Source organism: Thalassobacterium sedimentorum (assembly GCF_031127905.1).
In the GTDB taxonomy this organism is placed as follows: domain Bacteria; phylum Verrucomicrobiota; class Verrucomicrobiia; order Opitutales; family Coraliomargaritaceae; genus Thalassobacterium; species Thalassobacterium sedimentorum.
The window spans coordinates 1-21,452 of record NZ_JARXIC010000035.1; the positions used below are offsets into that span (position 1 = coordinate 1).

The 21,452-nt window shown below is 50.9% G+C and carries 24 protein-coding genes; 10 read left to right on the forward strand and 14 right to left on the reverse strand.

Annotated features, from left to right (window positions below; all coding sequences use genetic code 11):
* Window positions 1–633: 633 nt before the first annotated feature.
* Window positions 634–1,197, reverse strand: coding sequence for a 16S rRNA (guanine(966)-N(2))-methyltransferase RsmD (rsmD, locus tag QEH59_RS15475; protein WP_308986288.1), 564 nt, complete (start codon window positions 1,195–1,197; stop codon window positions 634–636).
* 109 nt (window positions 1,198–1,306) lie between these two features.
* Window positions 1,307–2,098, reverse strand: coding sequence for a 3-deoxy-8-phosphooctulonate synthase (gene kdsA, locus QEH59_RS15480; protein WP_308986289.1), 792 nt, complete (start codon window positions 2,096–2,098; stop codon window positions 1,307–1,309).
* Window positions 2,099–2,219: 121 nt separating this feature from the next.
* Between kdsA and QEH59_RS15485 the strand changes: the two genes are divergently transcribed.
* Window positions 2,220–2,729: a hypothetical protein gene (locus QEH59_RS15485; protein ID WP_308986290.1), complete on the forward strand. Its 510-nt coding sequence runs from the start codon at window positions 2,220–2,222 to the stop codon at window positions 2,727–2,729.
* A gap of 5 nt (window positions 2,730–2,734) precedes the next feature.
* Here QEH59_RS15485 and QEH59_RS15490 read toward each other — a convergent pair whose 3' ends face one another.
* The 7 genes from QEH59_RS15490 to QEH59_RS15520 form a co-directional block, all read right to left on the reverse strand.
* On the reverse strand, window positions 2,735–4,051 hold the full coding sequence (locus tag QEH59_RS15490; RefSeq protein WP_308986291.1) for a hypothetical protein: 1,317 nt from the start codon (window positions 4,049–4,051) through the stop codon (window positions 2,735–2,737).
* Window positions 4,048–4,842 (reverse strand): TatD family hydrolase, encoded by a 795-nt coding sequence (locus tag QEH59_RS15495; RefSeq protein ID WP_308986292.1) that lies wholly within the window; start codon window positions 4,840–4,842, stop codon window positions 4,048–4,050. The genes QEH59_RS15490 and QEH59_RS15495 overlap by 4 nt, the downstream gene beginning before the upstream one ends.
* 68 nt (window positions 4,843–4,910) lie before the next feature.
* Window positions 4,911–5,816 (reverse strand): archaeosortase/exosortase family protein, encoded by a 906-nt coding sequence (locus tag QEH59_RS15500; protein ID WP_308986293.1) that lies wholly within the window; start codon window positions 5,814–5,816, stop codon window positions 4,911–4,913.
* Window positions 5,817–5,865: 49 nt separating this feature from the next.
* On the reverse strand, window positions 5,866–7,857 hold the full coding sequence (locus tag QEH59_RS15505) for a sensor histidine kinase (RefSeq protein WP_308986294.1): 1,992 nt from the start codon (window positions 7,855–7,857) through the stop codon (window positions 5,866–5,868).
* A 29-nt stretch (window positions 7,858–7,886) separates the two neighbouring features.
* Complete coding sequence (locus tag QEH59_RS15510; RefSeq protein ID WP_308986295.1) at window positions 7,887–8,483, reverse strand: LemA family protein; 597 nt, start codon at window positions 8,481–8,483, stop codon at window positions 7,887–7,889.
* A gap of 30 nt (window positions 8,484–8,513) precedes the next feature.
* Window positions 8,514–9,221: a hypothetical protein gene (locus QEH59_RS15515; protein ID WP_308986296.1), complete on the reverse strand. Its 708-nt coding sequence runs from the start codon at window positions 9,219–9,221 to the stop codon at window positions 8,514–8,516.
* A gap of 26 nt (window positions 9,222–9,247) precedes the next feature.
* On the reverse strand, window positions 9,248–10,054 hold the full coding sequence (locus tag QEH59_RS15520; RefSeq protein WP_308986297.1) for a TPM domain-containing protein: 807 nt from the start codon (window positions 10,052–10,054) through the stop codon (window positions 9,248–9,250).
* 121 nt (window positions 10,055–10,175) lie between these two features.
* On the opposite strand from QEH59_RS15520, the gene QEH59_RS15525 reads away from it, so the two are divergent.
* The 5 genes from QEH59_RS15525 to QEH59_RS15545 all read left to right on the forward strand — a co-directional run bounded on the left by QEH59_RS15525 (window position 10,176) and on the right by QEH59_RS15545 (window position 13,098).
* The gene (locus tag QEH59_RS15525; RefSeq protein ID WP_308986298.1) at window positions 10,176–10,721 is read left to right on the forward strand and encodes a hypothetical protein; all 546 of its coding nucleotides are present in this window, start codon (window positions 10,176–10,178) and stop codon (window positions 10,719–10,721) included.
* A gap of 2 nt (window positions 10,722–10,723) precedes the next feature.
* On the forward strand, window positions 10,724–10,879 hold the full coding sequence (locus QEH59_RS15530) for a hypothetical protein (protein WP_308986299.1): 156 nt from the start codon (window positions 10,724–10,726) through the stop codon (window positions 10,877–10,879).
* A 59-nt stretch (window positions 10,880–10,938) separates the two neighbouring features.
* A complete protein-coding gene (locus QEH59_RS15535) occupies window positions 10,939–11,520 on the forward strand; it encodes a helix-turn-helix domain-containing protein (protein WP_308986300.1) in 582 nt (193 codons plus the stop codon).
* 37 nt (window positions 11,521–11,557) lie between these two features.
* Window positions 11,558–12,154 carry a hypothetical protein gene (locus QEH59_RS15540; protein WP_308986301.1) on the forward strand — a complete coding sequence of 199 codons (597 nt, stop codon included), beginning with the start codon at window positions 11,558–11,560 and terminating at the stop codon, window positions 12,152–12,154.
* A 542-nt stretch (window positions 12,155–12,696) separates the two neighbouring features.
* Window positions 12,697–13,098, forward strand: a complete 402-nt coding sequence (locus tag QEH59_RS15545) for a GxxExxY protein (protein WP_308986302.1) — start codon at window positions 12,697–12,699, stop codon at window positions 13,096–13,098.
* A gap of 357 nt (window positions 13,099–13,455) precedes the next feature.
* On the opposite strand, the gene QEH59_RS15550 is transcribed toward QEH59_RS15545, so the two are convergent.
* The 3 genes from QEH59_RS15550 to msrA form a co-directional block, all read right to left on the reverse strand.
* Window positions 13,456–14,139 carry a YceH family protein gene (locus QEH59_RS15550; protein ID WP_308986303.1) on the reverse strand — a complete coding sequence of 228 codons (684 nt, stop codon included), beginning with the start codon at window positions 14,137–14,139 and terminating at the stop codon, window positions 13,456–13,458.
* 203 nt (window positions 14,140–14,342) lie between these two features.
* The gene (locus QEH59_RS15555; protein WP_308986304.1) at window positions 14,343–15,011 is read right to left on the reverse strand and encodes a hypothetical protein; all 669 of its coding nucleotides are present in this window, start codon (window positions 15,009–15,011) and stop codon (window positions 14,343–14,345) included.
* A gap of 227 nt (window positions 15,012–15,238) precedes the next feature.
* On the reverse strand, window positions 15,239–15,865 hold the full coding sequence (gene msrA / locus QEH59_RS15560; RefSeq protein WP_308986305.1) for a peptide-methionine (S)-S-oxide reductase MsrA: 627 nt from the start codon (window positions 15,863–15,865) through the stop codon (window positions 15,239–15,241).
* 278 nt (window positions 15,866–16,143) lie between these two features.
* Here msrA and QEH59_RS15565 point away from each other — a divergent pair, with 278 nt between their 5' ends.
* On the forward strand, window positions 16,144–16,455 hold the full coding sequence (locus QEH59_RS15565) for a hypothetical protein (protein WP_308986306.1): 312 nt from the start codon (window positions 16,144–16,146) through the stop codon (window positions 16,453–16,455).
* Window positions 16,456–16,555: 100 nt separating this feature from the next.
* Here QEH59_RS15565 and QEH59_RS15570 read toward each other — a convergent pair whose 3' ends face one another.
* Complete coding sequence (locus QEH59_RS15570; protein WP_308986307.1) at window positions 16,556–17,491, reverse strand: type II secretion system protein; 936 nt, start codon at window positions 17,489–17,491, stop codon at window positions 16,556–16,558.
* A 73-nt stretch (window positions 17,492–17,564) separates the two neighbouring features.
* Here QEH59_RS15570 and QEH59_RS15575 point away from each other — a divergent pair, with 73 nt between their 5' ends.
* From QEH59_RS15575 to QEH59_RS15585, 3 genes are all read left to right on the forward strand, one after another.
* Complete coding sequence (locus tag QEH59_RS15575) at window positions 17,565–18,482, forward strand: PEP-CTERM sorting domain-containing protein (RefSeq protein ID WP_308986308.1); 918 nt, start codon at window positions 17,565–17,567, stop codon at window positions 18,480–18,482.
* Window positions 18,483–18,655: 173 nt separating this feature from the next.
* Entirely contained in the window at window positions 18,656–19,465 is an 810-nt protein-coding gene (locus QEH59_RS15580) for a hypothetical protein (protein WP_308986309.1), read from the forward strand.
* A gap of 20 nt (window positions 19,466–19,485) precedes the next feature.
* Window positions 19,486–20,319 (forward strand): hypothetical protein, encoded by an 834-nt coding sequence (locus QEH59_RS15585; protein ID WP_308986310.1) that lies wholly within the window; start codon window positions 19,486–19,488, stop codon window positions 20,317–20,319.
* On the opposite strand, the gene QEH59_RS15590 is transcribed toward QEH59_RS15585, so the two are convergent.
* Window positions 20,231–21,253 carry a beta-galactosidase gene (locus tag QEH59_RS15590; RefSeq protein ID WP_308986311.1) on the reverse strand — a complete coding sequence of 341 codons (1,023 nt, stop codon included), beginning with the start codon at window positions 21,251–21,253 and terminating at the stop codon, window positions 20,231–20,233. The two genes, QEH59_RS15585 and QEH59_RS15590, sit on opposite strands and share 89 nt — an antisense overlap.
* Between the last annotated feature and the right edge of the window lie 199 nt (window positions 21,254–21,452).

Sequence of the window (21,452 nt, forward strand, 5' to 3'; positions counted from 1 at the left end):
ATCGCGAACGTGTAGATTCATATTTTTAAGCGAGAGCACCAGACAATCATAGAAGGCGAAAAAGTACAAGCTTAAAGTTTAACAATGTAGAATTAGGCAATAAGTTCAAAGTGATTAGCATACTTGCGCCAACGTCGCGTGATCGTTTATGCCCTCTGAGTGCTCGCGGGCGTATTCGAAGTAGACATATGTTCGACTGCGAATAACTCTGCTCTCAATTAATATTCAAACAATCAAGACACCATGGAAATCCTGAGCAATGGATGATAACACAAGAAAACAAAAACTAATCACTTTATTCGAGGTTACGGGGTCGTCGCTCGCCATAGTCTATGCGCTCCTAATCGCCTCAAATACAGGAAATGAATTGCTTGGATTTACACTACTGCTGATCTCTGCATTACTGTTTGCCGCTTGGGCGATAATAGACAAAAGATGGGCATTCCTATTGCTTCAGTTCTTCTATGCTGCATCTGCAATCATCGGTTTGATTCGATGGAATTGAAATCTGATCAGGAGAGAATTAATTCTCAGCAGGCATCCATCGTCTAGAAGCGTGCGCCTCACCGTTTAAGCTTAGTTGTGCTCACCATCGAATGACCGGCGTCCGCGAGGACCCCCTCGGGGATTCGATTATCCGATACGCTTAAAGATCGCGGCGGTGGGTTTGTCTTTGCCGGCCTTGCCGATGCGGCGTTGCAGTTCCCAACCCGGGATCTGTGGCTCTAAGTTGCCGGGCAGTTCGAGTATCACGCGGGCCTCGGGGAGGGCGATGGCTTCGACTGCTTGGGTGAAGATGCGGCCGATCTCGTCGGCGATGATGTGGTAGGGAGGGTCGAGGAAGATTAAGTCGTAGGCGGGGCTATTGACGTCGAGGCTGAAGACGTCGCGGGATACGACCTTGGCGACTTCAGTATTCAATTGGCAACTACGCAGGGCGGCGCGTACGTTTTCTTGTAGGCATTTGAGGGCCGCGCGGTCGGTTTCGAAGAAGCTGGCACTGGCAGCGCCGCGGCTGAGTGCTTCCAGTCCGTAGCTACCGGTGCCGGCAAAGAGGTCCGCCACGCGGCAGCCTTCGACGCTAGGCCCCAGGCTGGAAAAGACCGACTCGCGCATGCGGTCGGTCGCGGGGCGGGTGCTGTCGCCTTTGGGGGCTTTGAGTGGAATGCCACGTGCGCGGCCGCCTGTTATACGCATGATGATTGGTACGTAGCTGGGTTGGCTTTGCCGCCCAGTCCGATGGGGGGCGGATCTTGGATGCGAGCGGGCGGCGAAGCCAACCCGGCTACGATAGCATGTTCGACGTTCATCGTACCGCTTGCCAGACGCGCAGTAGGCTTTCGACGAGTTGTGGGAATTCGCCGAGTGGCACTTGGCTGGCGGCGTCGGAGATGGCTTTTTCGGGGTTCGGGTGTGTTTCGAGAAAGACACCATTGGCTCCGGCAGCGATGGCGGCGCGAGCGAGGGGGGCGACATATTCGCGCTGTCCGCCGCTGATACCGCCGGCACCTCCGGGGATCTGCACGCTGTGGGTGGCGTCAATAATTGTCGGGTGGCCGTTGCCTGCCATGATGCTGAAGCTGCGCATGTCGACGACAAGGTTTTGGTAGCCGAAGGTGGTGCCGCGGTCTGTTTGCCAGATTTCTGCCGCGCCGGCTTCTTCCAGTTTATTGGTGACGAACTCCATTTCGTAGGGCGAGAGGAACTGGCCCTTTTTGACATTGATCGCGCAGTCGGTGGCGGCCGCCGCGACCAGTAGGTCGGTTTGACGGCAGAGAAAGGCAGGGATTTGCAGCGCATCCACGACCTCGCCTACTGTGGCGCATTGATCAGGTGTGTGGATGTCGGTGATTGTCTTGAAGCCATATTCAGCTTTAATGGTTTGGAAAATTTCCATGCCTGCTTCCAGGCCGGTGCCGCGGTCGCTGCCGATGGAGGTGCGGTTGGCTTTGTCGAAGGAGCCTTTGAACAGGATGTTGAGTTCCGGGTGCTTTTGTTGGAGCGCCGCCAGCGTGTCGGCTACAGGGCGGCAAGTTTCGAGGCTTTCGAGTGAGCAGGGGCCTGCTAGCACGAGTAGCTTTTGAGGATCATAAATCATGGCAGAATTAAGGGAGGGTTTTACAGCGACGCCAAGCTTTCTTGTTATACTGTGCTGTGGATACATTGTTTCTCTGTGCTTTGTCCTTTTCGTTTTGAGAGAATCTTTCTATTCTTAATCTGTGTCTCGATATTTAACCACCTGTTTCCTGTTATTCATGACTGCATTGGCGCTGCCAGCCGATGAAGTTGTAGATTATTTGAAACGCTACACTGGACGTTGGGTGGGAGATTTTACAATACATTCCACGGCCACAGGTTATAGTGAGACGTTCCCAGTAGAGCAGCGTTATTGGTTGGAGGATGGTCAGTTACATGGTATCGCTGTGTCAGAGACCGATCATGGTATGCAGGTCGCTAAGTCGCGTACTTATATTCAGCATGGTGAGCTGCGTTCGGAAGTCACTCAAGGCAAAGTGATTGAGCAGTTTATGGGAGTGCTACATGACGCTGGCATTGTTTGGCTACCCGCGGATCGCAAGCGTGTGACGGATTATCAGATGAAAGAAGAGTTTGTAGTGCAGGAGACGGGAGAAGCGTGGTTACATACTGACGGGTTTGATAGTTATGTGTATCAGGATGGTTTGGCTCACCTGGTTTATCGTGGACGCCTGGTTAAGCAGGTCGACTAACGGTTTTAATCTGCGCCGATGTAGTTGGCTAAATGGGTTCGGACGGCAGGTTCGAGTTCCGCGGTCTTGATCCATTTGAGAGCTTGGTGGGGCTGTGTGCGTGCCCATTGATTGATACTGTCAGTGAGGCGTAAGACACGTTGATCTGGGTCGCTTATTGCATTGGCCCAAGTGGCGGCAGCTTCAGGTTCGAAGCTTTGGATCGTCTCGCTGAAGCCATAGATTGCAGCATCGCGTAATGGTCCGAGTGTTTGTTGACTGAGCCATTCTGAGGCTGCGATGGAGTCGCTTTCTGCCCATACTTGCATGAGCTTATTAGCATGTTCGGTTGAATAAATCGGATCGTCCGACGACATTTCACTTAGCCAAAGAGCGGTGGCGGCTGGGTCTTCCTGAGCGCGACCGGTTATGAGCGAAGTGATTGCTTTGTCTGCATGTGGAGCGCCGGCTAGGTCGCGGACGAAGGCTTCTGCTGCAATTGGAGATTGTTGGCTGAATTCGCGGATGGCTTGCTGTAGTAAGTCGTAGTTACCGTTGAATTCTGCTTCGCTGAGGGCCCACACGCTCGCGGCTTGAGCGTCGATTTGGATCCATGATTCGGCTAATGCGAGCGTGGCCTGTTGCCGGATGGGACCTGTGGGTAATGTCGAGACCCATGCGGCAGCGGCTGAGGGATCCGCCTGTGCCCATTGAGTGGCCAGGGCTTTTGCTGCGGTTGCTTTACTGCCATCGTTGGCCATGCCGTCGACCCATTCAGCTGCAGCGTTTGGATTACGTTGCGCCCAGAGTTCGACGCCATTATTGAGCGTTTCTAAGCGTGCGAGGCCCTGTGCGTTGGATTCGAGCCAAAGTAATGTAGACTCGGAGTCTTGGGTTGCCCAGAGTGCAACGACCTCGAGCATCCCACGCAGGCGTTCGCTGCCGGAGTGCTGGTTTTGCAGCCAGGCCATCGCTGCTTCCGGATCTTTTAGTGCGCGCCGGCGCGCTTCGGCAAGGAATGCATCGTTGGGCTCCGCCCATGTATTAGTAGTTATCGGCTGTGTAATTGGCAGTAGTAACGGCCGACGCGGGGTTGTGGGACCCTCTGGTCTCGTATCGATTGGGGTGAGAATGGGGATCTCGCTATTGATACTGGTGAGAAGTGGGATGCTTGGGTTAGCGCTTTCAGTTTCAATGCGTGACAATAAAGGAATCGAGGCCTGTTGTTTGTCGGCTTCCAGGTTCTTCAGCTTCTGATGTAGGTGGGCTATGTATAAAAACGCGCCTACTAGCGTTAGTATGGCTAATAATATAGGCGTTTTGGGGGCAAGCCGTGGGCTCATAGCTGGAAAAAGGCTTTAGTGTTTTGGCTGCTACAAGTGGCGAGTTCTGATAGGCTGATCGCCAGCGATTCGGCGCAACGTTCCGCAATGTTTTTTAAGTAGGCTGGCTCGTTGGGTTTACCGCGATGTGGTTCGGGAGTTAGGTAGGGGCAGTCTGTTTCAAGCATGAGCCGTTCAATGCCTTGCTGGCGTAGTGCTTCGCGGACATTTGTAGCACTTTTATAGGTGGTGATGCCAGTGAATGAAGCGCGTCCGCCGCGTGCATTGATCTGAGCGATTTCTTCAGCTCCATAGGTAAAGCAGTGGTAAACGATGCGTTGCCAGTCGATGCCCGACTCGTCAATCAACTGAACACTTTCGGTAAAAGCTTCGCGGCTGTGGATGATCACCGGGCAATCTAGTTCACTTGCGAGCATCAGTTGTTGGCGAAAGGCGGCTTCTTGCAGTAAGATCGTCTCGCCTGCTTGTAGCGGGTCTTTGGGCAGGTGGAAGTAGTCCAGTCCGATTTCGCCGAAGGCGACAGGTGCGTGTGGTGGTATAAAAAAAGTGCTAATTTGGCTAACTGCATCTGCCCAATCTTCGTCGACATAGCAGGGGTGTAGGCCGACGCTGTAGTCGATTCTACCTGGATAGTTCGCGTGCATTTCGCGGTAGGATACCCAATCCGCAGGCGATGTGCCCACCGTGATAAAGTGCTGCACACCTGCACCCGCAGCCCGTTCCAGCATTGGCTCTAATTCACCTTTGTCCTTAAATCCTTTTAGGTGGCAGTGGCTATCGATTAGTTCCATAAGCTTAAAGAGATTGCCAGAAATTCGTGAACTGGAAAGCGTAAATTAACGCTGCTGGTTTTAGGGTTTTAGGCTATTTCGGGGCGAGTGGGCCCTTTGAATAAGAACCATACGACTATTAGACAGGCCCAGTAGCTAAGTCCTCCGATGATTTCGTGCATTAGGTAATAATGCTCCATCAACGATGGGGCGAGCAGCACAATGATCACTATGCGTAGCGTGTTAAAGGCAAAGCCGAGGAAGGCAGCTGTCAGCACATTCAGACCGAGCTTGAACATATTCAGGCGTTGGTGAATCGCCAGCATCAGGGCGAGTAATAAGCTGGTTAAAATGACGCCGAAACCATTACATTCTGAAGCGACGTGGAAGGGGTGTTCGTTCACTAATAGAATGAGCATTGGTGGCCCAGTCTCTTGGCCGATGAGTCCCAGGTTCGTGCTTTGGCCGAGTCGTTCGAGTGCATAGCCGCTCCATTGACCTGCTAGTGAGCGTAGGGGCCAGTCGAGAGGTTGCATGAATATACTCAGCAGTAGGAATACGCAAAGTGTTCCTGCCACTGTTCGAGTCAGACGTAGTGTACCCTCGCCGAAGATAAAGCGAATCGCTGCGGCGAGTGCGCAGCAATATGCAGGAATGATGAGTAGATTTAACCAACTCGTGTGTAAAAAGCTGGAGGTTAGGTAGGTGGCGCCTAGTAGCAAATATGCAGTGAGTAATGCCCGTCGAGCTGCTAGATTTAGTTCCAGTGGGCGTTCAATCGTTACGCTACCGAAGCGTACAAGTAGTATTGACGCCGCAGCGAGGACGATCAATGCATTTAAGATGCGGCTTTGATCATTCGCTGTTTGCGCAATCCACATGGTCACTGGCCAGAGAGACGCGCCGAGTAGGCCGAATAAGACGCAGTTGATCCAGAAGTCCGATTGACGGTATTTCTGGTGGAAACTAGCGACTAGTTGTTGTCGAATGGGCATGAAGAGCAAGTTGAAAGCTGTGCACCAGCTGTGCGAGAGCTGATTGTATTCAGACTGTTGATTTTCTTCGCGGTTCCAAGGACTCGGCTAAGTGGTTTGTGTCGAGTTCGGGAAGAATAAAGCCGAAGCGTGCGCCGCCTTCTTCGGGTATTTCGGCGTAGAGTGTGCCACTGTGTGCATCTATGAACTCTTTGCAAAGCAGCAGGCCCAGGCCACTGCCTTTCTTTCCTGTTGTATCCGTGCGGATGGAGCCGTATTCTTTTGGTAGGAAGAGATTGTCGATCTCATCTTCCGGCAGGCCTATGCCATTGTCGGTGATAGTGAAGTGTCTTGCGTTCGGAATTGTGCGAATGGCGACCTTTACCCAGCCGCCTGGTGGCGTGAACTTGATTGCGTTGTTGACGAGGTTTCGCAAGGTGGCGGCAAGCATATCGATATCTGCGCTCAGCAGTGGAGTGCCCTCGAATGAAAATTGAAGCTCGATGTGCTTCGCTACGGCCTGAGGTCGTAATTCGTTCAAAGTTTTTTGGACGAGTGATCGCAGGTCCAGCTTTTGCTTGTTTGGGTGTAGTTGGCCCTGTTGGCCCCGGGCCCAGGTGAGTAATCGAGTGAGTAAGTCGTATGTTTTTTGGCAATTGTCTCGTAGTTCGGGAACATCCTTTGCGGGGATACCTGTGCGCTTATATTCGTAGTCCTGCATCAAGTGCAGTAGCGCTCCAACGGGAGATTTCATGTCATGTGCAATAATCGTAAAAAATTGATCCTTAGTGCGGTTTAATGTTTGGAGAGCTGTGGTGCGTTCTTTGACGATTTGCTCCAAGTTAGTATTGATTGTTTCCAGCTGTAGGCTGCGGTTCTTGAACTCAAGATTCAGATTGGTGTAGCGACGGATTAATATGATAAGAAAGCAAATGCCGAGAAGTAGTGGGCCCAGGTATTCCCTTCGTGGGGCGAAGGGTAGAATGCCGTGAGCAGTGAGCCCATTATATAGCATTACGATATAAAAGAGCCAGAAGCTCCCCGCAATAATTCGTTGGTCGGTGTTGCCGTCGATGGCTGCTACGGTTAGAGTAATGGATAGGACGAATAATGTGATTAAGGCGAGGGTATCAAAATACAGATAAAAGCTGGATAGGTTGGTACTGCCGGTGAGGGATAAGCCGATCGCAAGTAATAGAAAAATCAGATGCGCCATCCAGACTAATTGATAGCAGTAATAGCGGCCTTTGCCGTATAGAGCGTGAATGAAGGCAGCCATTGTAATGGGAAGGGAGAAATAGCAGCCGGCTGCGAAAAATTGCCAAAGAATGGGGTGGAAGAGAATCAATTGTTTTATTTGTGACTCAGTGATCGGTATACAGCCTAGGTTGATAAGGAATACCCCCAATGTGAGTACTGGAATGCGCCAGCAGAACATGGTCGAGCCAAGCATAGCAATGCCGCCGACAATGAGTGCCAGTCCGAGCGTGATTGGGAGCAAGTCTTGGCGGATCATATGTTGTAGGTGTGCATATTCACTGCCGAGGGAAATGTCGCCCCAAAGCCCGATGTCAGAGTAATCTGAGTACACTCTAAAATAAAGCGATTTGCCTGAACTATTATGTGGCAGCTGAATTAGATGCCAGGGCCAGCCTTGAAAGTTGCCACTGCCATCTTCAGCAAAGTTACCGTAAGTGTAGATGCGCTCTGCTTCTAGATAAACTTCGACGAGTAGATCGACACTTAAGATGAAGAGCGAGTGGCCGGGTAATTTGGTCTCGGGAAGGTCGTAGCGATACCACACATTATTTTGCCCCTCGCGGAAGGGAGGGTCACTGGGAAATCCGATTGGCATCCAAGCTAGCTTATCACTGTCTTGGGTCCATTCTGGCACGCCATTTATTATAGGAGAATCGCCCCAGCGGTAATGCCAAGTGCCAGTGAGAGGCTCGCGCTTAAGTTGATCATGACTGATTGCTTCCAGGGGGGAGGTTGCTAGGGCGCCTAGAAAGAGGCATAGATAGCTCCAGTTTTTTAGGAAGTTAAGAGAAGTGAAAGGCACGTTATTTCGATTGGGATGAGGAGTTTAACTTATTCAAAATCCACCACCGGTGCGCTCGCGGCTTCGCTGACAGCTTCGAAGTAGGCCTCCTTCTTTTCGAAGCCCATATTATTGGCGATCAGCACGGCAGGGAAGGTGCGGATGGTGGTGTTGTAGGCCTGCACACTTTCGTTGTAGCGGCGGCGCTCGACGGAAACGCGGTTTTCGGTGCCAGCGAGTTCGTCCTGTAGGCGTAGGAAATTTTGGTTCGATTTGAGGTCGGGGTAGCGCTCGGAAATCACCATCAGCTTGCCTAAGGCAGCTTCCAGGCCAGTCGCCGCTTGAGCTTTTTCGGAGACGCTGCCCGCTTGGGCCCATTGGCTGCGCAGGGCCGTGACTTCGGTCAGCACCTCGCGCTCCTGCTTGGCAAAGCCCTTGACGGTATTGACCAAGTTCGGGATCAGGTCAAAGCGGCGCTGCAGCACATTCTCTACTTGCGCCCAATTGGCGTCGACGGCTTCGTCCTGTGTGACGATGCGGTTATAGATGCCTTTGATGTAAAAATACCCGATCAATACCATCAGTAGCACTACGCCGAGTGCAATGAGAGAGCCAAATAGGCAGCCGTTTCTTTGTTGTTTCATCATAGGACTAGAGAGTTTTTTGCGGGAGGCAGTTTATTCGCCAGCATTCACTCGGTCGAGAAGAGTTTCGATTTGTTCCAAGTAGCGAGCCAATAGTGCGCGGTGATCTTGTTTTGTTGCTAAGCCTTGCACGCTTTGTGCCTTGAGCGTGTGAATACTTTCGAAGGCATCGATGGGGCTGTTTAAAGCAGTGCTCAGTGCGCGCGTGGCAGCCAACTTATCCGTGGGCACTGAGTCGCTAAAGAGGCGCAGCGCACCGCGGCATACCGTTTGAAAGGAGCTGAGTGAGTCGATTAATAGGTGTGGTAGCTCTTGCTGTGGTTTGCGAAGTTGCAAGTATGCCTGCCTTAGCTTGAGCAGTTTTGAGCGAAGTTCGAATTCGACCTGCTGGCGTAGGTGGGCGCGATTGACCTCGATGCCGCGCAGCGGATCGTCGCCATGGAGCACGCGGTGCGATTCCACAATGTCCAGCATTTCCATCGGAAACACATCGGCCGAGGCGCGAAAGCGCTCTGGAGTGAAGCAGAGTGGGGCGGGGTTGCCGGCCTGCTGCCATTTGGCACTGGGGGCACGTATTGCGTCCAGATTGGCCACGCTCCATGTGTCTGCGAGTAGCAGCAAATTGTAGTCGGAGCGCCCTGGGATGTAGTCGCCCGCCGCGGAAGAGCCGTAGAGGACCACTGCCTGTAGCTGACTCGCCAGCGCTGCTTTGATTGATTCAGTAAATGTTTCCGGTTTCATGATGATGTCTCCTTATTTAAAAATGTTTACCAGCCGCCGGATGCGCCGCCGCCTCCGCTCATGCCGCCACCAAAGCCGCCACTGCTGAAGCCGCCTCCGCCGCCGAAGCCCCCGCGCGAGGAACTGCCGCCGTAATAGCCGCCGCCACCGTAGTAGCGCCGTCGACCGTAGCGTCGACCGCCGTAGCCCCCTCCGCCTCCGCCACCTTGATTGCGAATCGCACTATAGATGACGAAGACCACGAATAGACTGAAAAATATAAAGACCAGTGGATTGTCGCGATCGCGCTTAGAGCTTTGCGGACGCGTTGCTTGCTGGGCGAGTTCGACCCCGTAGTGCTTGGCCACTATGTTGGCTAGGGCGAGTGCCCCGGCTTCCACGCCTTTTTTCATTTGATTTTGCTTAAAGTAGGCCAGCACATATTGATCACGGATCTGGCCTGCGCGTCCGTCGGGAATCACGCCCTCCAGCCCGTAACCGACTTCGATCCGCATCTTGCGCTCTTTTACTGCGATCAGTAGCATCACGCCATTGTCTTTGCCCGCCTCGCCGACGCCCCATTTTTCAAATAAGCGGTTGGTAAAGTCATCGATCTGACCGCCCTGCATAGAGGGCAGCGTCACCACCACGAGCGAGGCGCCGGTCTTGGCCCGCAGTCCATCCAGAATGCCACGCAGGCGTTGTTCCGTATTGCTAGACAGTAAGTTCGCGCGATCCGTGATGCTGCCTGTCGGCTCCAGTTGGGCGATCAATTGCTCGCTGGTTGCGGCACTCAGTGGAGTACTCAGTAAGAGTGCCCAGCCGCAAAGTAGAATCAGTATTCTTCGATACATAGAACTGTGCAGCCTTTCAGGAGCTCGCTTCAATGACAATGGGAAAGTCGTATCAGAACGGCAGATGCAGCATATATTTTTCTAGACCTTGCAGGAAATTTCGACTAATCTATTGATTGTCATGGCAGCTATTGAATATTCTGGAGAAATCCCCGCTGAACGCGCCAGCTGGGAGGAGCTGCATGTTCAAATCGCAGCCATTCATGCGAATGAGCGTTTGATGCAAATTTTGGGTGAGTTGCCGGATGAAATCCTGCTGTTGAATCAAAATCGGCAGATTATTTATGTCAATGAAGTCGCGCTCAAGTGCTTGGGCGTCCAGGACCCTGCAGAGGTCTATGGCTGTCGGCCTGGAGAGGTATTTGGCTGTGTGCATGCTAGCCAGGGGGCGGGTGGTTGCGGCACTTCCGAGCATTGCAGTTTCTGTGGCGGGCTAAGAGTGATTATGAATAGCCTGAACGGGTATGCAGATGTGCAAAAATGTCGTATCGCCCGTGCTGAGGGAGCAGCGCCTTTGGATATGATTGTGCATGGGGTTCCAATCAATGTGCTCGGGATGTCACTGTCCTTGGTGTGTTGTCAGCCCATTGCCAGCGAAAAGAACAAGCAGGTCGCCGTGGCGAGTTTCCGAGTTCAGCGCTATGCGGCCTATCTGGAAGAGATCTGAGCATGCTACAGACGATCTTTAATTTCTTAGTCCTTTTAGCCTTCGGCGTCATCCTTGTCTTTGTAGTGGGCACTGCTTTGCATTTTAAGCTTAAAAAGCAGAATAAACAAAGCCGCGAGGAAGCCTTGAAGGTGCAAAGCGACGAGCCCTCGGACTAGCGGCATCCACGTGCTGAGGGGGGGCGATAACTTGTGTCAGTGCATTAAATATATAATACATGACCACTAAAACTAAATCAGAGACTACAGCAGGCAAAGAAAGCTTTAGCAATGTTCAGGACTTGCTCGTCAAATCTTTAGGCAAGAACGATGCACTGACACAATCTGTGAATCAACGGATCCATTCTCGTAAGCTGGTGAAGAAACTCATCATTGCACGTAGCCAAGCCAAGCTTTCGCAAGCCGATCTGGCGCGTAAGTTGGATTGCTCGCAGAGTCGCATTTCGAAAATCGAAAATGGCAGCGACGATCAACTTCGTGTGGCGGATTTGAGCGCTTACTCCAAAGCATTGGATACGGGGATTATGTTCAGCATCGGTGAACCCAAACGCCACGCGGTCGAATCGATCAAACATCATGCTTTTCAGATTAAGCATCATCTGGATCAGCTTGCGTCCTTGGCACAAAAAGACGAACAGATCTCAACTGGAGTCGAAGACTTTTTTAGTGAAACGCTGTTTAATATGCTCAAGATCATCGAAGATTCCGCGCGTAAGCTTCCGACTCATTCAATGGAAGAGGATGATATCCTGATCTATTCGAATAAAGAAATCGAACAGGGGCAGATCTGCGAAGTTTGATGAAGAGGCCTAGCTAGAAAAGATGGGTAATAAAAATATGAAAGCTTCAGACTTTGAGCCTCTTACGCCGGAGGAGCGTGAGCAAATGTATGATCATGTGATTTACGAATTCGAGTCCGTTCTGGATTTGCCCAACTACCATGATGACGGCAGGCTTAAGGAGTGTGTGTATCTTAAGGCCTTAATTTCTTTTCGGCTACTAGACGATTTTTTCAGCTTCGACGAGAGCAAGAATTATAAGCCGGATGATGTGTTTGCTTGGCAATTTTTTGAAGAGGGTACAGTTCAACGCGATTTCAGGGGAAAGGAACATGTAGAGACTCAGTGTAACCGTAATCGTATAAACAAGCAGATCGCTCATCTCTCGAAAATGAGGCGAGATTCGAGATTGTGTGATTCTTCAAAGGCTTGGAAAATGGGAAACCTAAATAAAATACGACCCCGCATCGTCGCATTTTGCCAAGCCATCTTGAGTGAGCGCGAAGGGGAGTTAAGCCAGGAAACGCAGGCTCAATTCATGCATTTACTAGAACTTGCACGTAAATCTTATGGAGTCAGTAAAGATGCTCTGTGCGGGGAGACGTCAAATGTATCCGTCACTATCGCGAGTGTCTCAGTTCAACCTGCGTCTTGAGCTTGGGCGAAGGAGGAAGAGAAGGAGGGATCTACTGCCCCATCGCGACGCGGGCGTGACCACTTCGACAGGCTCAGGGACTAAGTGAAGTCGTGCCCCTGCCAATGTCAGCTCATACACGTACTGATGCCACTTCTCGGAATACATGATCTATAAGCTTGGCCTTTGCGTAGCCTCGAAACTTACCAGTCGTGAGCTCGTCGAATCGAGTTTCGGGAAGCGATCGGCATCGCCCCGGTTCCTAGCTTAAAAAGATATATCTATTAACCTAAAAAGATGAGTTGAATGCGTAAGCGACAGTTACCATCGGCGGATCATCGTTAGCTTTTTAAGATTTGAGAGGAAAAATAGATCTGCGCCGTGATTTTTTTTATGGGGAGTCGCGTTCTGCAAGTTCCGTCACCGAGGTTCATCCATTCATACGCAGACTCAGTATAAGCGTATATAAGTGAACATTAGCGGTTTTCGGCTAAGCCGAATCTACGTAATGGTGGCACTTGGTGAAATTGACTCAAAGTGTGAATTGAGCATAGGATTACACTATGATTAACAATACAGAATATATGGGGGACGAAGGCTATGCACTTATAGGAACAGCATTTGAAGCACACCGCGAACTAGGAGGCGGACTTAGCGAAGAAATCTACCAAGAGAGCATGGAACTGGAATTAGGATTCCGAAACATCGTCTTCTCATCCAAAGACGAACTCAGGGTCTACTACAAAGACCATCTCTTAAAGAAAAAGTATGTGCCCGACTTGCTCGTCTCCGGGGAGATCGTCACGGAACTAAAAGCCGTCAAGGCGTTGAATTCTGACCATGAACGGCAACTGCTCAACTACATGAGAATTACTCGTAAAGCTGTCGGTTACTTGGTGAATTTTGGACCGATTGAAAAACTGGAATGGAAACGCTACATGCTAAAAGAATTCATTCCATCATAACTGGACAAAGCCTACGCTGGCCTGAAGCCCTCATGCTCTGCATTTCCAGCATAGCTGGAGACCGCTTATAGGCACTCATATACGCTTATCCATTCATACGCAGACTTAGCATCGGCGTATATAAGCTCACCAATGATGAGTCATTGAACTTATTAAGCGCTTCGCCATTTTGGCGGGCAAGTATGTCCTCTATTTTTATTCCTAAGTTATTCTCTAGCATTAACTTGGTCGCCGGTATACTCACATTGAGTTAACGTAACTCATTATTTTAGGATTAGGACTAAACTTTTTTTCGAATTGGTATTAGGCTTGTCCTGGTAAAATGGCATAGTGGAATGCCAGAGCCTCCGGTTCCTCCTATTGAAACTGTTTCTGAAAATTCTCGAAGGCCGCTTTCAACTCGTTGAGCTCGCTCTGCAGCGTTTCTACTGTGGTTTCCAACTCCTGGATGCGTGCATCGCGACTGCTGAGCGGGCTAGGGGTGTGGACGACTGCTTGGTCGCCGGCATTTTCCGTTTCTGCTGCTGCGGGTTCGCCGGAGAGGAGGTGTTGATAACGCAGTTCCTTTTTGCCCGGGGAGCGGGGGAGTTGTGTCCAGAGCGGTCGGTCGACGTCTTCGCTGATCTCATTGAGCGTCGCCTCGACCTCGTCGGTGGTGGCAAAGGAATGCATGCGTTCGCAGCGGGTGCGCAATTCGCCGAGGGTCTGGGCGCCGCGCAGCAATAATACGGTGAGCAGTGCCTTGCCCGCTTTGTCGAGGCCGAGGTGCTCGTCGATGTTATGGCGATATTTAGCGACGCGTGAGCCGGCCACGTCGACGCGGAAGACTAGTTTGGCCTTTCTCAGGTCGTCGATCGATTCCAGCACGGTTTCTTCATCATATTCCACCACTGGCTGGCGGTTCGACTTTTGGTTACAGGCCAATAGCAAGCTGTTCAGTGTAAGCGGGTAGGCGTCCGGGGTGGTGGCCGCTTTTTCAAGTAAGCAGCCGAGCACGCGCGCGTCGACGGCAGTCAGAAGTGGGTATGTTTCGTTGTCCATGGAGTCTGTCAAAGCAGCTGTTGTGAGTTCTTAAAAGGCAGGTTTTAAGTGTGATGTCGATTGCTGTAAATAGTATCCGAGCAGGATTTTTCACTACGACGTGTACACCTGTGCCCATTGGATTCACGGATGCGCAATCCTTGGTCGTCGACCTCCCGTGGCATCCGCGCGATGCCGGGAATCTGCTGCGATATTGACTGCGATCAGTCCAGCGTGATCAAGCGGTCGGATAAATCGTTAAGGGCACTGCGGATTGCAGGAAAGGCTTCAGCCAGGCTTTGATAGAGAGCTGTGGTGTCGCTCTTATGACTGAATGGGTGCTGCGCGGCCGAGCGATAGGAGCCGCCCCCGACTGATTCGTAAAATGAGAGGGCTGGTGCGCCGCGCCGTTGACTGCGTTCTTCAATAGCTTGAGGGAAAATTCCAGTGAGGAATAGAAGGTGCTCTCCAGCCATGACATAGAGCTCATAGCGTTTGCCTTCGGGGCTGATTTCGATTTGTTTGAGCCAGTCGACAATATAGAAAATGCCTCGGCTACTGGTATGTGGATGAAAGCCTGCTTCTAAAAAAAACTCCAAGACGCCGGAGACGTAGTCGGCGAGTTCCGGGCTGTCTAAGCCGGAGCTTTTTAAGCTGTGCCGGCTGAGTAGGTAAAAGTAAAGGCGTGGGCTGATGCGCAGGGTGTCCGGGCTCGCGAGCACGTAGTCCAAGAGGGCGGGCTGGTCTAAAATCGTGTCGACGGTGGCGGGGTCGACCAGTAAGTAAGCGATCGCCTCGGCTTCGCGCGGACTGTCGCCGGCTAGCGCGGCGCTGATGAAGTGTAGGTCGTTGAGACTCAGTTGATGGCGATATTCAAGTCTAACCTTAGGCATGGGTTTCACTAAGCTTAATTGATGCCAAAATGCAAAACTGTGGCATGTTCTTAATACGATATTAATGCGAACCAGCTCCAGCTGTGCGGGCGATGTGGAGAGCTGTTTGTGACGGCAGTGAATGTGGCTGAGTTTTGCAGAATGTTTGCATTCGCCTGTCTTGCACAGGCAATGACTAACATGAAGCCAGATTCAGGGCCCAGCAGTGTGTATGCTTTGAATGAGTGTCATTTTTGACTCAAACCTAGTTTCTTCAGTTTTGGTTGCAGCACGCTGCGTACGTAGCTGTCGTGTGGGTTGTTTTCGGCGTAGTTTTGGTGGTAGCCTTCGGCGGGGTAAAAGGTGTCCAGGGCTTTTATCTCGGTCGCGATTTTATTGCCTGTATTGGATTCGTAAGCCTTGCGACTGCTTGCGATTGCCTCGCGTTCTGCATTGTTTTGATAAAGTAAGATACTGCGGTACTGCAGGCCGAAGTCGGGCCAGACGCCGTCGCTGCGGGTGGCATCGTGGGTGGTCCAGAAAAAGTCGATCAACTTGCGGTAGCTGATGACTTCGGGGTCATAAATGACTTGCACGACTTCCGCATGGGAGGTCTCACCGCGGGCGACCTGATAGTAAGTTGGCGAGTCTTCGCTGCCGCCGGCATAGCCGCTAACAACTTCGTTGACGCCCTCTAGACTTTCGTAAAAAGCCTCCACACACCAGAAACAACCTGCACCAACGACTGCGGTTCGCATGCCCTCAGGTACTTTGACGCTGGCGGGGCGGACATCTTTCTCTGATTTGCTGGCATAGCAGCCGATGGCTAAGAGTGAAAGAGCAGCGATGGTAGATAGGAGGAGCGTGTGTTTCATTCGGGTAAGATGCATCACTTCGTGAATAATTCCCTCTTTCGCTTCAGCTTTTGCAAGTTGTAATATGGACCGCGGATGCGTTATGCATTTTGCAAACCTCGCTCGCATGTAGTCATGGTGTTTTGCAATTCGACGGGAGAGAGACTTCTGTGTCTGCCTAATTGAATGCGTTAATATTCTAATTTTTATCAAATTTGGCATGGAAGATGTTAAACGTTATTCCGTCGCACGCCTGCGGCAGAATATACATAGACATAACAATAAAAACGGAGGACAATATGAAACGCACAAACGCTGCTATCGCCAACTGGGTCATCGAATTACGAGATGGAGCCTTACAGTTGCAGCGTGCGTTTCCATTTGCTCATGAGGCGGACTTGGTGAGTTTTATGGAATATGTCGGCAAGTTTATGAAATGTCCTGGCATGACGGTGATCACATCGAACACCAAGCATCCGAAGCCATCTGCTATCGTGCGTATGGAAATTTTGCCAGAACGGGCCTTGCTTAAAGCAGCGGGTGATATTGCGACGACTTGTGAGCATGAATATGCCTCGATTCTGTCGTCTCCTGTTGAGTCGGCGGCCTAATCATTGGATCTCCGCTTCGTTTGCTGAGCTGGGCTTATACCAGGAAAAGCGATCGTTGATACTGACATAAGGGGAATTCGGGGGGCATATGTTCTCTATTTTACGGGTTGTTTTTCCATAGAGACGTGTCTCTGAGTTCCTCGATTGTCAGGGCTTGCACACTGCCATCGATAAAGACGCACACGGCTTTGTTATTATAGCGCGTGTCGATGTTGCCGTAATCCTGAGGGCGCGATTCTTCGCCCGTAGGCAGATTGCTCCACATCATTTGGTCTGGGGACGTTATTTTATGCCAACCCTTGAGTTTTTCTTTAAGGCCTAGATCAATGCCACTGGCGCCGGCTGAGGCGAAGGCGAGTATGGGGCGATCTATATTGTAGAGGCTGGTAATGGCCTCGTCTAAATCGATTTCCATCTGGCCACTTGAGTCGCGGATGCCACCAAGGTAGTGGAAGTTCATTCCCATTGCTGGTATGAGACTCACACCATAATCATACATCGAACCTTGTGCCCCAAATCGTTCGATAATTTGTTCGTCATTGCCATTTAGAAGAATGGATCCTTCAAGTGTATCGTCGAGATAGGGAAGTAAGCGCCATGGATAGCGGTGAGGCGCTTCTCCGAAGTTAATGGAGCGCCCATTGTGGGTCACAGGATTGTTCGGTTGGCCTCCGGTACGATCAAGTCCTGGCATTAACTTACCCTGATGGTCGTTCGCGTGTAGTAGGTAGCCGTTGATCAGTGTTTTTCCTGCCGCGACCTCATGTGTCATTTGTGCCTGCTCGCGTAGCTCGCCCACTGCTCCAAAAATGATGCAGCCAAGTATGCCTACGATACTGATCGCGGCCAGAATTTCGATTAAGCTGAAGCCTGTAGCATGTGTGTAGATCTGCTTAATTGCTTTCGATTCTTTTTGATAATGAGACCTGATCTCTTTATTTGGTTTTTTTGTTACGTAGATATCATTGTTGTTAACTATCCTATTATAAGTGCTTTGCGTGATTTTAATTGTTTCTTTCTTGCTCGTTGGCTTCATAACTTCGTTCATTTGATATTGACACTCAATCTCATTTAGTGGCTATTTGCGACTTAATCTCAAGTTTAAATTAATGAAAGTTACAAAAAACAAAGCAAATTCACTTCTTATTATAACGGTTGGCATGTTAGGCTCTTTGGGGCAGCTGCATGCACAATATACAGGTATCGCTGACGCGCTTCCACAGCAAATTGAGCTAGGAGGAATGACTAAATCCGATGGTTGGTACAATCTCAGTTCGGCTACTAAAACCAAGACGGTGCATGGTCAGGAATACACATTTCCAGGTATTACAGGATACCCGACATTCTTTGGATCGACGGGTGCATGGCCCTCATCGATCGAGTCACAGTTAAATTCTTCCGTGGCGACGCCGGCTGAGTTGGTTAAAACGGCCAACGGGCTCGGCGGTGGGCCATTTCCTTCGGGCGATTCCATGTATTATGGTAGTTTTGGGACTGATCCGAACGCGTATGGGGGAAGTCTGGCGGTGCAGGAAGCAAATCCTTTGACTTCTTTGCAGACCGTAACCTTTCAGGTGCAATTTGGTGGAGCATGGACTTATGATTTTGTTGATAATCAAACCACGGGGTTGGAGGTCGGTGCATTGACGACTGCATCTTATTTTCCTCAGCTGACTTTGACACTTCAAGACAGTTCGACGCAGACTCTGACGGCAGATTGGGCATCTTTAATGGTGAATGCTTACAATGGCACGGTTGAGATGCCTTCTGGTGATGAAGATGTCTTCATTAACCTCTATGGCTTTCAGTGGGACTTGAGCAGTTACGATAATATTGTCTCTTTTGATGTTGAGTTCTCTGGGGTTGAGCATGCGCAGCTTTATGCGCTGCAATTAGATCAAAGTACTCAAGCGTATACATCCTCAGTTTTGCCTGTGCCGGAACCTGCGAGTGCGTCAGCCATTCTTGGGGTTGCCGTGATCGCATTTGTTGCTGCAAGACGGCGCAAGCGAGTGTGGGCCTATTGAGGGCGTCTCAGCGCATGGCACTATCTAGGCGGTGCCACGCCTGATTGATGAACCCGCGAAGAGAGGTGCCGATACTCCTGAAAAACCTACTTATATACCCGCGTCTGCCCCATAGCTCTCAAAGAGAGTTTTGAAGATCAGCATACTACAATTTACCTAAAATACTTATACTAATGATACATACAAAAAGACTATTATTCGCGACTGCGATCGCACTTTCTGCCGCGGATGCCAGTGCATTCACTAGCTCAATCATTCCTGCGTCGACAGTTTCAGGTGGGCGCTATTTCGTTACCTCAGTTCCTGGTGTTGCCGAGTTTCACACAGTCTATAATACTAAAGAATTCGGCAGTAATTATCCGAGCGACAACGTCTGGTCTTTTGGCTACGCCTATTTTGATCTTACCGGGCACACTGAGACAGTGGAGCAAGCGATTTTGACTTTGAATATAGATCAGTCAAGCGGACCAGGGAAGAGCGGCGCAAGCGGTGCCAGCGTGGAAGTCTTTGCATTGTCTGCCAGTTATTTCGATGAGGATGGCATGGATGATGGTGATTTTCGCGATTACGTGGACCAGGATGGTGTCCCCACTTACACTGATGGTGATTTCATGATAGGAGAATTTTACACCGAGCACGCTGGCTATCCAGTCGAAGCCACCGCGTGGTATGATAGCCAGTTCGGAACTGGTGTCAGTTCCTTGGGCACGGTATCAATTGACGGGTTGGATCACCACGATAGTGGCACCATTGATCTGACTAGCCTCGTTAACGATTGGATTGACGGTGATCTGGAAAATTATGGTTTCGGATTCATACTCTCGAGCCCGGATGAAATGAAGATTAGCTTCGATATCGGTTCATTGGAAGAGCCTAGCTTAACGCCTTCACTATCCTTAATTCCAGAGCCTAACTCGGCGATGTATGTAGGGCTACTTGTTGGTGTGTTTTCTCTAAGCCGCCGCCACAGTCGTCATTCCTAAACACCTTGCAAAGCTCATTAATGAAACAAGTAAATAATTCGTGGTGTATTGTGTGGCTCGCTGGGTTGAGTTTGTGCGGCACCGCTCATTCGATGACTGTTAAGGTGACTACGGTCTCCGGGTTTGATGAAATGGACAGTCCCATTCCGGGCGAACCGTTTGTCGATTTCGACTTAGGCACTAATAGTGCCGTCGCTCTTTGGGATGGCATGAGCAGTCACGACCATCCTGGTTTTCCTGGATTTCCCGGTGGCACATGGCCGACGGCAATTGCGCCTAATAGCGGATCTTCCACGGCGATTCTTGAACAAGTCAGTGCTGGATCTGGTGGCACTGGTTATCCTGCTAGTAGTTCGCTTTATTTTGGAGGCACTGCTTTAGGAGATGTCGATGGTGGTGTCGTGCGTGTATATGACGCTAGCCCTGTTGACGATCTGAATACAGTTATATTTCAACTCCAGATGGGAGAAGTGTTCTCCTTCGATTTTTTCCAAGGTCAAATGCCTACTCTGAGCTATTCGGGGGAATCAGGCACGGTTGAATCTTTAGATGCCGATTTTCAATCGATATTTGGGGATATCTCATCACCAGGCTATGGGCCTTATATAGATGCAAGTGTTTACACCTACGGATTTCAGTGGGACCTGAGCACTGTCAGTGAGGATATTACGGATTTTTGGATTACGATGAATCCGGTGCAGCATGCTCAGATCTATGGAATGCAACTCGATCAAGGCGATTTGGTAGCACACAGTAGTTTGCTGCCTACTGCGGTTCCTGAGCCTGCAACTGGATTGATTTATCTGAGCGCCTTGCTGGCGGGAGTTGCCTTGCGTCGACCTCGCGTGCATTGACTATTACCGGGAAATGGATCTCGGCCCATTGGTTGAAGTCGGCCATGGCGCTGTTCCATTTGCCCTGTGCGGATCTGCCGGAGCTGCGAAATTCATATTCCCAGGGTTCAATGTAGCGGATGCCGATCTGCTTGGCTTGCTCGAAGACGCGGCTGTAGTGGCCGGCTTCGAAGCGGTGGCTTTGGTCCGAGCGTCCAATGACCTGTGCATAAATGTCGCCCGGGTAGGCGGTCAATGCGTCAATCAGTCCCGCCTGGTAGTGGGTCTTACCGGAGAGCCACCATAGGCCGACGCCGACGCGTTTTTCTAAAGAGGGATCGGCCCACAACTCATTCATGATGCGCGTCGGCACGGCCGCGCTGCCATTCAACTCATGGAGTTCGATTGCGATGGCTTTGTTCTTAAAGGCATCGGCGAAATCGTGCGCCGCTTGTTTGCTGGCGTTCACCCACTTATCATCTGTGTAGCCAGCCTCTCGCATTGTGTTCATGTCGACACCATTGAGATGTCCTTCGATGCCGTTACTCGTCATTTGAGTGACATAGACCAGCGCGAGTTGCGAGTCGTCCTGATAGCGCTCGGCTAGTTCCTGTGCCAGCAGCGCCAGCCGTGCTTGCACGATCGGGTCCCAATACAAGGGGAGGCGATAGCCCGATTTCCCGCGAAAGCTGATTTGGACGAAGTCGGCCTGCAGCGTATCGATCAGCCAGGCCGGGCTGGCGGTAGCGCCGCCCGCGACCGCGAGGGACCAGTGTACGCCATTTTTTTGAGCGTTGGCCACTTGGGCGTCCAAGTGGCTGAAATCAAATTCGCCTGGGCGAGGCTCGAGCTTCGACCAGCCGGTTCGAATTAAAACGCCGCGTAATTCAGGGTTCTGATAGATGTTTGATTGGGACGCGCCCGAGCTGGAAAAGACGCCCGTCGGTTTATACACCGCCCATGCGGAGGATGCGGAACATGCGAGGCTGAGGAACAAAGTCGTCAGGAGCCAGTAGGTTGGGCATTTTTGATGCATGGATTGAGCCATGTGAAGTAAATCGTGCGTTAGGCAGGAAAGTTTTCAAATTGTCTGAGCAAATGCTTTTTATTCCTTGTCGATGAAGGCGCATATATTGGGCAGTCGTATGTAGCCC